At 68.7% G+C, this 14073-nt stretch carries 11 protein-coding genes and 1 tRNA gene; 2 read left to right on the top strand and 10 right to left on the bottom strand.

What is annotated here, in order from left to right; genetic code table 11:
• Positions 1-10: 10 nt before the first annotated feature.
• From ACFYWS_RS18835 to ACFYWS_RS18845, 3 genes are all read right to left on the bottom strand, one after another.
• Positions 11-83 (bottom strand) — tRNA-His (locus ACFYWS_RS18835).
• A 122-nt stretch (positions 84-205) separates the two neighbouring features.
• Positions 206-808 carry an oligoribonuclease gene (gene orn, locus ACFYWS_RS18840; protein WP_389277413.1) on the bottom strand — a complete coding sequence of 201 codons (603 nt, stop codon included), beginning with the start codon at positions 806-808 and terminating at the stop codon, positions 206-208.
• Between the two features lie 48 nt (positions 809-856).
• Positions 857-2065: a helix-turn-helix domain-containing protein gene (locus ACFYWS_RS18845; RefSeq protein ID WP_389277416.1), complete on the bottom strand. Its 1209-nt coding sequence runs from the start codon at positions 2063-2065 to the stop codon at positions 857-859.
• Positions 2066-3133: 1068 nt separating this feature from the next.
• Here ACFYWS_RS18845 and ACFYWS_RS18850 point away from each other — a divergent pair.
• Complete coding sequence (locus tag ACFYWS_RS18850) at positions 3134-3658, top strand: universal stress protein (RefSeq protein WP_389277419.1); 525 nt, start codon at positions 3134-3136, stop codon at positions 3656-3658.
• A 216-nt stretch (positions 3659-3874) separates the two neighbouring features.
• Here ACFYWS_RS18850 and glmS read toward each other — a convergent pair whose 3' ends face one another.
• Positions 3875-5692: a glutamine--fructose-6-phosphate transaminase (isomerizing) gene (gene glmS / locus ACFYWS_RS18855; RefSeq protein WP_389277422.1), complete on the bottom strand. Its 1818-nt coding sequence runs from the start codon at positions 5690-5692 to the stop codon at positions 3875-3877.
• A 36-nt stretch (positions 5693-5728) separates the two neighbouring features.
• Positions 5729-5986, bottom strand: a complete 258-nt coding sequence (locus ACFYWS_RS18860; protein WP_389277426.1) for a hypothetical protein — start codon at positions 5984-5986, stop codon at positions 5729-5731.
• Between the two features lie 203 nt (positions 5987-6189).
• Between ACFYWS_RS18860 and ACFYWS_RS18865 the strand changes: the two genes are divergently transcribed.
• Positions 6190-7770, top strand: coding sequence for a purple acid phosphatase family protein (locus tag ACFYWS_RS18865; RefSeq protein WP_389277429.1), 1581 nt, complete (start codon positions 6190-6192; stop codon positions 7768-7770).
• Positions 7771-7998: 228 nt separating this feature from the next.
• On the opposite strand, the gene ACFYWS_RS18870 is transcribed toward ACFYWS_RS18865, so the two are convergent.
• From ACFYWS_RS18870 to desA, 5 genes are read right to left on the bottom strand one after another with little or no spacing between them, the layout of a single operon-like run.
• Positions 7999-8883, bottom strand: a complete 885-nt coding sequence (locus ACFYWS_RS18870) for a DUF4429 domain-containing protein (protein WP_389277432.1) — start codon at positions 8881-8883, stop codon at positions 7999-8001.
• 21 nt (positions 8884-8904) lie between these two features.
• Positions 8905-10680, bottom strand: coding sequence for an IucA/IucC family protein (locus ACFYWS_RS18875; protein ID WP_389277435.1), 1776 nt, complete (start codon positions 10678-10680; stop codon positions 8905-8907).
• Positions 10677-11228 (bottom strand): GNAT family N-acetyltransferase, encoded by a 552-nt coding sequence (locus ACFYWS_RS18880; RefSeq protein WP_389277438.1) that lies wholly within the window; start codon positions 11226-11228, stop codon positions 10677-10679. Before ACFYWS_RS18880 ends, ACFYWS_RS18875 begins: the two co-directional genes overlap by 4 nt.
• Positions 11225-12499 (bottom strand): lysine N(6)-hydroxylase/L-ornithine N(5)-oxygenase family protein, encoded by a 1275-nt coding sequence (locus ACFYWS_RS18885; protein ID WP_389277441.1) that lies wholly within the window; start codon positions 12497-12499, stop codon positions 11225-11227. The genes ACFYWS_RS18880 and ACFYWS_RS18885 overlap by 4 nt, the downstream gene beginning before the upstream one ends.
• Positions 12483-13925 carry a lysine decarboxylase DesA gene (gene desA / locus ACFYWS_RS18890; protein WP_389277444.1) on the bottom strand — a complete coding sequence of 481 codons (1443 nt, stop codon included), beginning with the start codon at positions 13923-13925 and terminating at the stop codon, positions 12483-12485. Before desA ends, ACFYWS_RS18885 begins: the two co-directional genes overlap by 17 nt.
• Positions 13926-14073: the final 148 nt, after the last annotated feature.

A 14073-nucleotide genomic window follows, 5' to 3' on the forward strand; every position in this document is an offset into this window, starting at 1 on the left:
GATCATTCAGGGTGAGTGACGGGACTTGAACCCGCGGCCACCTGGACCACAACCAGGTGCTCTACCAACTGAGCTACACCCACCATGTCCGGTCGTTTGTCTTTCTTCCGACCGGCCGAGAAAAAGTGTACAGGGTCCGAAGGGGTGCTCGCGCACACCTTTTCCCGAGCGGGTCCGGACCCCGTACACAGGGGCTTACGAGGGGTTATTCCGCAGGCAGGACGTACTTTGCCGCGATCGACTTCGCGGTGTCCGAGTCGGGCCCCGGCTGCGGGACGAAGACCGCCTCGCGGTAGTAGCGGAGCTCGGCGATGGACTCGCGGATGTCGGCGAGCGCCCGGTGGTTGCCGTTCTTGTCCGGACTGTTGAAGTACGCCCTCGGGTACCAGCGCCTGGCGAGCTCCTTGACCGAGGACACATCGACGATCCGGTAGTGGAGGTACTCCTCCAGCGTCGCCATGTCACGCAGCAGGAATCCGCGGTCGGTACCGACCGAGTTCCCGCAGAGCGGGGCCTTGCCCGCGTCCTTGACGTGCTCACGTACGTAGGCCAGGACCTGCTCCTCGGCGTCCGCGAGCGTCGTGCCGCCCGCCAGCTCGTCGAGGAGACCCGAGGCGGTGTGCATATTGCGCACCACCTCGGGCATCGTCTCCAGGGCCTCGTCCGGCGGGCGGATCACGATGTCCACACCGTCGCCGAGTACGTTCAGCTCCGAGTCGGTGACCAGTGCGGCCACCTCGATGAGCGCGTCGTTCGCCAGCGAGAGACCGGTCATCTCGCAGTCGATCCACACCATGCGATCGTTCATGCGCCCAACCCTACGGGTCCGACCTTCCCACTGGCAGACGGCGGGCGTCTACGAAGCCGTGCGCGGGCCCGGCAGGCCCGAATGGCCCGTCGGCATCGAGGCCGCGTGCGGGCCGAGCGCGGAGGCGGCCGCCGTGCGCCGGGACTGCGCGGGGACCGGCGGCCCCTCGGCGCCCGGCACGCCCGCGAGCTCGATCGACCTGTCGGGCCTCTCCGGTTTCGCCTGGCTCTCGCCCTGCTGCGGCCTGCGCGCCCGGTACGCCGCCCGGTACGCGGCCGGGGACGAGCCCAGCTGCCGCCGGAAGTGCCCGCGCAGTGCGACGGGGGAGCGGAAGCCGCAGCGGCCCGCCACCTCGTCGACCGAGTAGTCGGAGGTCTCCAGGAGCCGCTGCGCCTGGAGCACCCGCTGCGTGATCAGCCACTGGAGCGGGGCGGACCCCGTCAGCGACCGGAAGCGGCGGTCGAAGGTGCGGCGGCTCATATAGGCGCGGGCGGCCAGCGTCTCCACGTCGAACTGCTCGTGCAGGTGCTCCAGGGCCCAGGCGACGACCTCGGCCAGCGGGTCCGCACCGATCTCCTCGGGTAAAGACCTGTCGAGGTAGCGCTCCTGGCCGCCACTGCGGCGCGGCGGGACCACCAGTCGGCGGGCGAGCGCTCCGGCCGCCTCGTTGCCGTGGTCCGTGCGCACGATGTGCAGACAGAGGTCTATTCCGGCCGCGGTGCCGGCGCTCGTCAGTACGTCGCCGTCGTCCACGAAGAGCTCGCGCGGGTCCACGTGGACCGACGGATAGCGCTTGGCGAGCGTCGGCGCGTACATCCAGTGCGTGGTCGCCGGACGGGCGTCCAGCAGGCCCGCGGCGGCGAGCACGAAGGCCCCCGTGCAGAGGCCGACGATGCGCGCGCCCTCCTCGTGGGCGCGGCGCAGCGCGTCCAGCGCCTCCTCCGGTGGCGGAGAAGTGATGGACCGCCAGGCGGGCACGACGACCGTGCCCGCTCGCGATATCGCCTCGAGCCCGTGCGGCGCGGTGAGTTCGAGTCCCCCCGTGGTCCTCAGGGGTCCCTCTTCGCCGGAGCACACGAGCAATCGATAGCGCGGAACTCCCGCGTCCTGCCGGTCGATGCCGAACACGGAGAGTGGAATGGAACTCTCGAAGATGGGTCCGCCGCTGAACAGCAGCACCGCGACGATCTCTCGTCGACGGCGCCCCGACAGCTTGCGAGCCGCCGCCTCCGGCGCGGTGGTGGCGTCGTGGCTCATGCTGCTAAGCCCCCCTCGGTGATCCCGGCTCCCTCAATATTCTGACGGGTTGTTCGCTCCTGCACGTTTCCCCTCGGTGATGCACGAAGTCCCCCGCCGCCTTCAGATCAGACAGTCATGATCGAATCTACTGCGTCCCATGGTGCCGTCGTGACCAGTTAAGAACCTGACAGATTGTCGACAAGGCAACTTGGCGTGAAGCATTCGATCACGAAGCGTCGCACTCAGGGGCGTTGCTGGGAAGTGGGCCTCAACTCCGTGGCCGGTCCCCGTAGGGCGGAAGCGGCTTTCGCCGTGCTTTCCGCCCTGGTGGCACGGGGGTTGGGGGAGGCGGAACGCAAGGGAAGGCCCGCTGAACCAAGTTGGCTGAAAATTATCGGAGCGTCGCGTTGAATCCGGTCAGCCAACCGGCGTATCCCACCCGGCCGGACGCCCGCGGTCCCGCGCGTCAGGTCCGGTCCCGTCGTCCCGAACACGATGCGCCCGGCAATGTTCACTGTGCAACTGTGCAGCCCCGCGCTCCGACTGCCGAAGGAGCACCCGGCACGCCGCGGTGACCGCGGCGAGACCCAGGGCCGCGCCGGCGCCGCCCGCGGCGGAGGAGCCGTACCAGACGAGTGCGAGCGGCACCAGCACGCAGCTGAACGCGGCCCAGCGAGCGGGCAGGGGTGTGTCGGGGCGGGCCGCGACGCTGGGTCGCCGGGCGGTGGTCGATCCGGGCACTGAGCGCTCCCTGTGTCTTTCGGTACGCGAGTTCAACGCCGCCGATCGGCCGGGGTCACTTGGCCGGAGGACGGCAGACGCCCAGTTGAGTGCGCAATCCGCCTGTACGGGGCAGCAACCATTGCCATACGGGCCACCCCTCGGGCATGCTCCCCTGAACGTGGCGGAGCGAGACCATCGACGAACGAAGGCGCGGCTCTGGGCCCAGGAGCAGAGTCTGGGCAGAGGAGGAGTGTCGCCGTACCCTTGGGGGTATGGGGTTGGGAAGATGATTCCCGGACACAGCTCCGCCGATCAGTTGTCGTCCCCTCTTTTGAGGCCCACGAGGTACACGCCGAGACACTCATGGCCGGTCACGAAATCCCCGAACCCGCGGACCGCAAGCGGCAGGTCGCCGACCCCAAGGCGACGCCCCGAGCGGCGGAAGAGACACGTCAAGCCTGTGACCCCGCGTTCAAGCACGGTGTCGTCGTCGGTTTCGACGGCTCGATGTCGAGCGAGCGGGCGCTGGCGTACGCGATCGGCATGGCCCACCGTTCGGGCTCGGGGCTGATCATCGTCCATGTGGCCAACCGGCTGCCCACCACGGTGTGGGCGGGCTGTGAACCGCCCGTGTTCGTGGACGTGCCGGACCACCGGACGGAAGTCCTGGGGCTCGAACTGGCCTGTGCGGAGTATCTGTCCGAGGTGCCGTGGATCCTCGTCGAGCGTGGTGGCGACATCTGTCACGAGCTGGAGGAGGTCGGGCACGAGTACTCGGCCGACGCCATCGTCGTGGGCTCGACCCACGGGCTCGTCGGGCGGCTCTTCGGCTCGGTCGCGGGGCGGCTCGCGCGGCGCGCGCAGCGGCCCGTCATCGTCATCCCGTAAGTCCCCCAAGTCTCCGAAGGGGACCGGGAGTTGGATAAATCTACTCCCGCGTAGAGGTGCTTTGTGCCCTTGTGAAGGGTACATACGGGTTGCCGGTCGGTGGGTGACGGCTACCGGCTGAGGCCAAGGACCGGGGCAATGGGCGGCCCCGGTCCTCACGAAACGGGCCCCGTGCGCATGGTGGCGCGTACGGGGCCCGTTTGCGTGTCGTGATGCCTACTCGACCGTGACCGACTTCGCCAGGTTGCGGGGCTTGTCGATGTCGCGGCCGAGGGCCAAGGCCGTGTGGTAGGCGAGGAGTTGGAGGGGGATGCCCATCAGGATGGGGTCCAGCTCGTCCTCGTTCTTCGGGACGACGATCGTGCGGTCGGCCTTCTCCTGCTCCTGGTGGGCGACCGCCAGGATGCGGCCGGAGCGGGCCTTGATCTCCTCCATCGCGGCGCGGTTCTTCTCCAGCAGGTCGTCGTCGGGGACGATCGCGACCGTGGGGAGGGCCGGCTCGATGAGGGCCAGCGGGCCGTGCTTCAGCTCGGACGCCGGGTACGCCTCGGCGTGGATGTACGAGACCTCCTTGAGCTTCAGGGACGCCTCGCGGGCCACCGGGTAGCCCCGGACGCGGCCGATGAACATCATCGAGCGGGCGTCCGCGTACTCCTCGGCGATCTTCTTGATCTCCGCTTCCTGCTCCAGGATCTCGGTGATCTGGGCCGGCAGCTTGCGCAGGCCCTCGATGATGCGCTTGCCGTCGGCGACCGAGAGGTCGCGGATGCGGCCGAGGTGCAGGGCGAGCAGAGCGAAGGCCACCGTGGTGTTGGTGAAGCACTTGGTCGAGACGACGCAGACCTCGGGGCCCGCGTGGACGTACACGCCCGCGTCCGACTCACGGGCGATGGCCGAGCCGACGACGTTCACGACGCCGAAGACGCGGGCGCCCTTGCGCTTCAACTCCTGGACCGCCGCGAGGACATCGTAGGTCTCGCCGGACTGGGAGACCGCGATGTAGAGGGTGTCGGGGTCCACGACCGCGTTGCGGTAGCGGAACTCGGAGGCCGGCTCGGCGTCCGCGGGGATGCGGGCCAGCTCCTCGATCAGCTGGGCGCCGATCAGACCCGCGTGGTACGAGGTGCCGCAGCCGAGGATCTTCACGCGGCGGACCGTGCGGGCGTCGCGGGCGTCCAGGTTGAGGCCACCCAGGTGCACCGTGGAGAACCGGTCGTCGATGCGGCCGCGCAGCACGCGGTCCACGGCGTCGGCCTGCTCGGAGATCTCCTTGTGCATGTACGTGTCGTGGTCGCCCATGTCGAAGGAGGCGGCCTCGAGGTCCACGGTGGTCGGCTCGTTGGCGGTGCGGGTGCCGGCCGTGGTGTACGTACGGAAGTCGTCGGCCTTGAGCGTGGCCATCTCGCCGTCGTCGAGCGTGACGATCTGGCGGGTGTGGGTGATCAGCGCGGCGATGTCCGAGGCGACGAACATCTCCTTGTCGCCGATGCCGAGGACGACCGGCGAACCGTTGCGCGCGACCACGATGCGGTCCGGGAACTCGGCGTGCACGACCGCGATGCCGTACGTGCCCTCGACCAGGTGCAGCGCCTCGCGGACCTTGTCCTCCAGCTCGGGCAGCTGGGAGCGGGCGATGAGGTGGGTGAGGACCTCGGTGTCCGTCTCGGAGCGGAACTCGATGCCCTCGGCGGTCAGCTTCGCGCGCAGTTCGGAGGCGTTGTCGATGATGCCGTTGTGGACGACCGCGACCAAGCCGTCGCCCGACATGTGCGGGTGCGCGTTCTCGTCGGACGGGGCGCCGTGCGTGGCCCAGCGGGTGTGGGCGATGCCGGTGGTGCCCTTGAAGCGGGCCGGGACCTTCGCCTCCAGGTCGCGCACCCGGCCCTTGGCCTTGACCATCTTCAGGCCGGTGGCCTTGGGGCTGGTGATGACGACGCCCGCGGAGTCGTAACCGCGGTACTCCAGGCGCTGCAGCCCTTCGAGAAGGAGCGGCGCTACGTCACGCTTGCCGATGTAACCGACGATTCCGCACATAAGTGGTGTTGATCCCCTCGGGTAGTGGGTCCGCGGTCAGCCGTAGACGATGCGGCGCAACTGCCGGAGCGAGAGCTCCGGCGGCGCCACCGCCCGGTACCGCAGGTCCGCCGTGATCTGTTCGAAGATCTCCGCGTTCACCAGGCCCTGACCCTGGAGTTCGCGGTGCCGGCGGCGGACGTAGTCCTCCGCCGACTCGTCGAAGTAGGCGAGCACGTCCTGGATCACCCGCAGCGCCTCGCCCCGGCTCAGGGCGCTGCTGCGCGTCAGGTGATCGACAAGTTCCTCGTGCACGCAGCCGATCCTCGGGGGTGCGGGGTGGTTTTGCAAGAATCCTGCCCGATATCGGGCAGAGATTCGCTCGGGTGGAGGTGGTTGGGGTCGCGGGGCTCTGCCCCGGACCCCGCTGGCTCTCGTCCCCAGAGCGGGCTTGATTGTGTGGCCGTGTTCATGTGGCGTCTTCCTGGTGGATAGGTGGCTCGGCCATCTTTCCGGGCATGGACATTCCACGTATGGGCGTACCCGCCGAGCTCGCCGACCGGCCCCTCGCCGAGCAGCACGAGTATCTGCGCGGCCGGTTCTCGCGGCGCACCGTGATGCGCGGCGGGGCCGTCACGCTCGGCGCGGTCGCGGGCGGGATCTTCGTGCCGGGCGCCGCGAGTGCCGCCGCTCCGGCGAGTCCGGCGGCGGCCGTCACGGAGGCCGTCGACGGCGCGCTCGTCGCGCCCTTCGGCCGGCACCTCGCGTACGGCGACGACGCGCGCACCGAGATGACCGTGTCCTGGCAGGTGCCGGTCGCGGTGAAGGACCCGTTCATCCGGATCGGGGCCAGTGCCGGTGAGTTGTCGCGGAAGGTCCCGGCGGAGCTGAAGGCGCTGTACACGCCGGCGGGCGTCGGGACGAGCGCCGACCACACCCAGTACTACGTGCACGCCCGGCTGAGCCACCTCAAGCCCGGCAAGACGTACTACTACGGGGTCGGCCACAAGGGCTTCGACCCGGCGTCGCCGAGGTTCGCGGGCACGATCGGCACGTTCACCACTGCTCCTGCCCGTTCGCAGCCGTTCACGTTCACCGCCTTCGGTGACCAGGGCGTCAGCTACCACGCGCTCGCCAACGACAGCCTGATCCTCGCGCAGGGCCCGGCCTTCCATCTGCACGCGGGCGACATCGCGTACGCGGATCCCTCCGGGCAGGGCAAGACCAGCGACACGTTCGACGCGCGGACCTGGGACCAGTTCCTCGCGCAGACCGAGACCGTCGCCAAGTCCGTGCCGTGGATGGTGTCGTACGGCAATCACGACATGGAGGCCTGGTACTCGCCGAACGGGTACGGGAGCCAGGAGGCCCGGTTCGCGCCGCCGGCCAATGGGCCCGACCCGAAGAACCTGCCGGGCGCCTACTCCTTCGTGCACGGGAACACGGCCGTCGTCTCGCTCGACGCGAATGACGTGTCGTATGAGATTCCGGCGAATCTGGGAGTGAGCGGGGGGACCCAGACGACGTGGTTCGAGCGGCAGTTGAGGAAGTTCCGGGCTGCCGGGTCCGGGATCGACTTCGTTGTTGTCTTCTTCCATCACTGCGCCTACTGCACCGCCACCGCGCACGCCTCGGAGGGGGGTGTGCGCAAGGAGTGGGTGCCGCTGTTCGAGCGGTACACCGTCGACCTCGTGATCAACGGGCACAACCACGTCTACGAGCGTACGGATGTGTTGAAGGGCGACAAGGTCAGCAAGGAGCTGCCCATTGGCGGGACGGCCTACCCGGAGACGGACGGGGTCGTGTACGTCACGGCGGGGGCGGCGGGCAAGGGGCTCTATGAGTTCCCGGTCGAGGACTCGTACGAGGGGCACGAGAAGCGGGTCGATCCGTTCGCGTCGTATGTGACGCGGGACGGGGGCGGCAAGGAGGCGGTGACCGTCGACTGGTCGCGGGTGCGGTATACGGATTATTCGTTTCTGCGGGTGGATGTGGAGCCGGCGTCCGTGGGGCGTACGGCGAGGTTGACCGTGCGGGGGCTCTCCGAGGCGGGGGTGGAGGTCGACCGGTTCGTGGTCGCGCGTCGGGTGCGGGCGTAGGGGTTGCGGTCGCGGGGCTCTGCCCCGGACTCCGCTGCTCAATCGCCGCAGGGGCTTGAAGTACGGACTCCGCTGCTCAATCGCCGCAGGGGCTTGAAGTACGGACTCCGCTGCTCAACCGCCGCAGGGGCTTGAAGTACGGACTCCGCTGCTCAATCGCCGCAGGGGCTTGAAGTACGGACTCCGCGCCTCAATCGCCGCAGGGGCTTGAAATACGGACCCCGCGCCTCAATCGCCGGCGGGGCTTGAGAGGCGCTTCAGGACCGCTGCCTTCGCCAAAGAGAACTCCTCCTCCGTCAGGACGCCCTGGCGGTGGAGGTCGCCCAACTCGCGGAGGCGGCGGAGGAGGGCGTCGTGGGCGTCCTCGGTCGGGGCCTGCTCCACGGCCGGTGCCGCGGCGGGCTCACCCGCCGGTCCCGGATGGGGGAGGCGGGCCTGGACCGCCGCTGCCACGAGGGACATCAGGGGGTCCTTCTTGAAGCCCCACAGTTCGATGGAGTTGGGGTCGTACTTCGGTGGCGCCTTTGTCGGTGACGAGCGGACCGTGAAGCGCAGGCAGCCGTTCTCCAGACCGATCGCCGGCTGCCACTCGACCGCCGTGATGTCGCCGAGCGCGAGCACCCGCGTGCCCGCGGAGGACTTCGCCTCCTCGGTCTTCCAGTTCCACTCCAGACGTACGCGCTCCCCGTCGAAGCTCGCCGTGCCGTCCCCGGCGGAGACGGAGAGCGGCACGGCGGGCCCCGGCAGGAGGTACGTGGAGCAGGGCGAGGTGGGCACCTCGTCCAGGAGCAGCCCGTTGCGGACCTCGTCCACGAAGTACTCGGCGACCCCGTACCGGTCGGACTCGACGGCCAACTGGTACGGGTCCGCCCCCTCCGGCAGCTTGCCGCCGGTCGCCTGGAGCAGCGGGTCCGCCCCGTCGCGCAGCCGCAGCCGCAGGCGGCCCGACTTCTTGCCCTGCTCGAAGGAGACGCCCGCCAACGCGGCCAGCGGCACGGTCAGTTCACCCAGCGCACTGCGCAGCAGGTGCACGCCTTTGTCGCGCCCCGGCACGAGCCGCAGCGTCTCCCCGTCGAACGTCCACGTACCGTCGCGCTGGATGATTTCCGCCATGCCGCAATTCTGGCAGCAGGCCTACGCGATCGGGTTCTCCAGGTCGCCCACCAACTGCAGCGCACCCGACGGGTCCGCCAGATCGACCATCTGCTCGTTGTTGCGCAACTGCAGGCGGTTGAGGGCCGAGAGGGAGAACTGCGGGGCGAACATGTCGAACCGCTCGAACTTCTCGGCCAGTTGGGGCATCGCCGCCTGGTAGTCGCGCACGCACTCCGCGACCGCCGACCAGAACGTCTCCTCGGTCACGACACCGTCCTCGACGAGGTTCGCCGCGAGGAAGCGGAAGAAGCAGTCGAAGACGTCCGTGAAGATGGAGAGGAGCTTCATGTCGTCGGGGACCTCGGCCTTGATCCGCTCCACGGCGGGCGGCAGGACCGCTTCCGGGTCCATCACCGCGATCTCCTCGGCGATGTCCTTGAAGATCGACCGCTTGACGACGCCCTGCTCGTCCAGGACCAGGATGACGTTCTCGCCGTGCGGCATGTACACCAGGTCGTAGGCGTAGAAGCTGTGCAGGAGCGGCGTGAGGTAGGACTTCAGGTACGGCTTCAGCCACTCGCGGGGAGTGAGGCCCGAGCGCTCGATGAGGGCGCCCGCGAAGGATTTGCCCTCGCGGTCCACGTGCAGGAGGGACGCCATCGTCGCCAGGCGCTCGCCGTCCGCGAGCGAGTTCACCGGGGACTCGCGCCACAGCGCCGCCAGCATCTTGCGGTACGGCGAGTAGCGGTCCGTGGCGGCCTCGTACTCCAGGTGCCGGTAGCCGACGGCCGCGCGCTCGCGGATGATGGTCAGGCCGGTGTCCTTGAGCACCTCGTCGTTCTCGATGAGCCCGGCCAGCCAGTCGTTGATCGCGGGCGTCGCCTCCATGTACGCCGCCGAAAGGCCGCGCATGAAGCCCATGTTGATGACCGAGAGGGCCGTCTTCACGTAGTGCTTCGAGGGGGCGCTCTTGTTGAAGAACGTGCGGATCGACTGCTGCGCCAGGTACTCGTCGTCGCCCTCGCCCAGCCACACCAGGTTCTGCTGCGCGATCTCGGCCGCGAACGTGACGGACAGCTTGTTCCACCACTGCCACGGGTGGGTGGGGATGAGGAGGTAGTCGGCCGGGTCGAGGCCCTTCTCGCGCAGGACCGCGTCGAAGCGTTCCAGGGTGGCCTCGCCCAACTCGGCGCGCAGGAACGACTCGTAGTCGAGACCCATGCCCGCCGTGAAGGCCGCGCGCTCGCGGCTCGCCGCCAGCCAGACCAGCCGGACGGGGCTCGCGGTCTCGGGGGCGTACGAGAGGTACTCGTGGATGCCGAAGCCGAGCCGGCCGTTGTTCGCGACGAAGCAGGGGTGGCCCTCGGTCATGCCCGTCTCGATCGCCTGGAAGTCGCCGGAGGCGGCGAGTTCGGCGGAGGACAGGTACGGCTTCGTCAGTTTGAAGCAGGTGCCGGAGAGCGTGGAGGAGATCTCCTCCAGGTAGACCGGCAGGGTCGCGTCGCTCAGGCCCAGGCTGTCCTTCAGCTCGATGAAGAACTGCAGGGCGTTCAGGGGGAGTTCGGCGCCGTCGCGGTGGCGGGTGATCGAGTCGGCGGACACCTGCCAGTGGTCGAGGCGCAGGCGCCGGGCGGTGAACTCGTAGCGGGTCAGGCCGTCGTCGCTGAGGACGGAGAACCGGTCGGGGCCCGCGGCGGCCTCGGGTATGAGGAGCCGCTCGTGGCTGAACTCGGCCAGGGCCTTGCGGATGAGGAGGCGGTTGGCCTCGGCCCAGCGCTCGGGGGAGAGGTGGGTGGCGGCGTCGGTGATGCTCATGCTGCGGTGGTCCTTCCCGTGGCCGCTTCGAACTGGGCGCGCGTGCAGAAGCTCAGCAGCGCCTTCTTTTCCGGCTTGTCGATCTCCCGCTCGGGGACGAAGCCGACGGCTTCGTTCAGGGCGTGAACCGCCTTGTTCCCGACGTCGGGTTCGACGACGACGCGCTTGACCGACTGGTCGGCGAAGAGGTGCTCCATCACCGTCGTGATCACGGCGCGCGTGAAGCCCGGGACACGGACGTCGGAGGGCGCGGTGAGGAAGTGCATGCCGATGTCGCCGGGCTCGGGCTCGTACAGGCCGACCAGCTCGACGTACCGCGGGTCGTAGCGCTCCATCAGGAACGCCGGTTCGCCGTCGTGCAGGCCGAGGAAGGCGTCGTGGTGCTCGTGCGCCGCGATGGACATGTACTCGCGCTCGACGTCCTGGAGCCTGGCCTCCTGCATCAGCCAGAAGGCGGCCTTGGGGTCGGTGACCCAGCGGTGCAGCAGTTCGGCGTCGCCCTGGGGGTCGACGGGCCTGAGGGTCAGTTTTCCTACGGTGGTGCTCATGCTGCGAACTCCTGGAACGCGATGGTCTTCTCGACGGGGTAGTACTCGGTGCCGAGCAGCTCGCCGATGATGTAACTGTTGCGGTAGGCGCCCATGCCCAGGTCGGGGCTGGTGATCGAGTGCGTGTGCACGGACGCGTTCTGCACGAAGATGCCACGCCCGGTGGTGTCGATCGAGTAGTTGCGGGCGACGTCGTAGCGGCCCCGGCCGTCCCAGCGGATGCGGTCCTTGACCGGCTCCAGGAAGGCGGGAGTGGCGTACTTGTAGCCGGTGGCGAGGATCAGGCCCTCGGTCTCAAGCTCGAACTCCTTGTCCTGCTCCTCCTGGTGCAGGCCGAGGGTGTACGTGCCGTTGTCGTAACTCGCCGTGCGCAGCGCCGAGTTGGTGAGAAGCCGCGTCGGCACGGGGCCGCTCAGGCCCTTCTGGTACAGCAGGTCGAAGATCGAGTCGATCAGCTCGCCGTCGATGCCCTTGAACAGGCCCTTCTGCCGCTCCTCCAGGGAGTAGCGGGTCTGCTCCGGCAGCTTGTGGAAGTAGTCGATGTAGTCCGGGGACGTCATCTCCAGCGTGAGCTTGGTGTACTCCAGCGGGAAGAAGCGCGGCGAGCGCGTCACCCAGTTCAGCCGGTAGCCGTGCACGTCGATCTCGCCGAGGAGGTCGTAGTAGATCTCCGCGGCGGACTGCCCGGAGCCGACCAGCGTGATCGACTTCTTCTTCTGGAGCTGCTGCTTGTGCTGCACGTAGCGGGAGTTGTGGATGACCCCGTCGCCGCCGAGCCCCTGGCACGCCTCGGGGACGTACGGCGGGGTGCCGGTGCCGAGGACGAGGCGGCGGGCCCGGTGGGTCTCGCCCTTGTCGGTGTGCACGAGGTACAGCTCGGCCGCCTCGTCGTAGCGCACGTCGGTGACGGTCGTCGAGAAGCGGATGGACGACAGCTTGGCGGCCGTCCAGCGGCAGTAGTCGTTGTACTCGACGCGCAGCGGATAGAAGTTCTCGCGGATGTAGAACGAGTACAACCGCCCCGATTCCTTCAGGTAGTTGAGGAAGGAGTACGGCGAGGTGGGGTCGGCGAGCGTCACCAGGTCGGACATGAACGGGGTCTGGAGGTGGGCGCCGTCGAGGAACATCCCCGAGTGCCACTCGAAGTCCGGCTTGGACTCGATGAACAGTCCGTTCAGCTCGTCGATCGGCTCGGTGAGCGCGGCCAGACCCAGGTTGAAGGGGCCGAGGCCGATCCCGATGAAGTCGTACGGTTCAGGATGCGCGGTCAAGGGAGTCTCCCAGGTACTGCTCGGCGTGGCCGGCGATGAGGTCGAGGACGGCCGAGATGTCGTCGAGCGTCGTCTCGGGGTTGAGCAGGGTGAACTTCAGGTATTGGCGATCGCCCACCTTGGTGCCCGCGACGACGGCGTCGCCGGAGGCGAACAGGGCCTTGCGGGCGTAGAGGTTGGCGCGGTCGATCTCCGCGGGGTCGGTGGCATCGGCCGGGATGTAGCGGTAGACGAGCGTGGACAGGCTCGGCTCCACGACCACGTCGAAGCGCGGGTCGGAGGCGAGCAGCTGCCAGCCCTCGTACGCCAGGTCGCACACCTCGTCGAAGAGGGTGCCGATGCCCTGGGCGCCCATCACGCGCAGAGTCATCCACAGCTTGAGCGCGTCGAAGCGGCGCGTGGTCTGGAGGGACTTGTCGACCTGGTTGGGGATCCGCTCGGCGACGGTGCGGCGCGGGTTGAGGTATTCCGCGTGGTACGTGGCGTGCCGCAGGGTGGCTCCGTCGCGGACCAGGATGGCGCTCGAACTCACCGGCTGGAAGAAGGACTTGTGGTAGTCGACGGTGACCGAGTCGGCGCGCTCGATGCCGGTGAGCCGGTCGCGGTTCTTGTTCGACACGAGCAGTCCGCAGCCGTACGCGGCGTCGACGTGCATCCATGTGTCGTACTGGGCGCACAGCTCGGCGATCTGGGGGAGCGGGTCGATGGAGCCGAAGTCGGTCGTCCCGCCGGTCGCGACGACGGCCATGGGGACGAGGCCGTTCTCGCGGCAGCGTCGCAGCTCGGCGGCGAGGGCCACGGTCTGCATGCGCTTCTCACGGTCCACCGGAATGGAGACGACCGCTTCCGGGGCGAGGCCGAGCAGGGTCGCGGACTTCTTGACGCTGAAGTGGCTGACCTCGGAGGCGAAGACGCGGAGTTTGGACAGGTCCTGCGACTTGGCCTCCTCGCGGGCGAGCAGCAGCGCCTGAAGGTTGGACTGCGAGCCGCCGGAGGTGAACACGCCGTCGGCCGCGGGGCCGAGGCCGATCCGTCCGGCGGTCCAGTCGATGAGCTTGCGCTCGATGAGCGTGCCGCCCGCGGACTGGTCCCAGGTGTCGAGCGAGGAGTTGACCGCGGCGAGGACCGCCTCGCCGACCACGGCCGGGATGACGACCGGGCAGTTGAGGTGGGCGAGATAGCGGGGGTGGTGGAAGTAGACGGCGTCGCGGAGGTAGACGTCCTCCAGCTCGTCCAGGGCGGCGATGGTGTCCTGGAGCGGCTCGTCCAGGTCGACGGCGTCGACGGTGGGGGCAAGAGCGTCGGGGGTGACACCGGTGAACGGCCTTGTGGTGGTGGCGAGTCTGGCCGCCACCCGCTCGACTCCCTCGGTCACGGAGCTGCGGTACAGCTCCGCGGTGGTGTCGTTGAGCAGGTGCGAGCGCATGAACGGTTCCTCCGGGTGGGGTGGGGTGGTTCCCGGGTGGGGCAGGAAAGGGGCGGGGTCGCGAACCCGTTGATTAGGTTAGCCTAACCTAACTTTGGCTCGCGACCCCGCCCCCTGTTCTGTGGCTGGAATGGCTGGAATGTTCTGT

Source organism: Streptomyces sp. NPDC002795 (genome assembly GCF_042888725.1).
Lineage (GTDB): Bacteria > Actinomycetota > Actinomycetes > Streptomycetales > Streptomycetaceae > Streptomyces.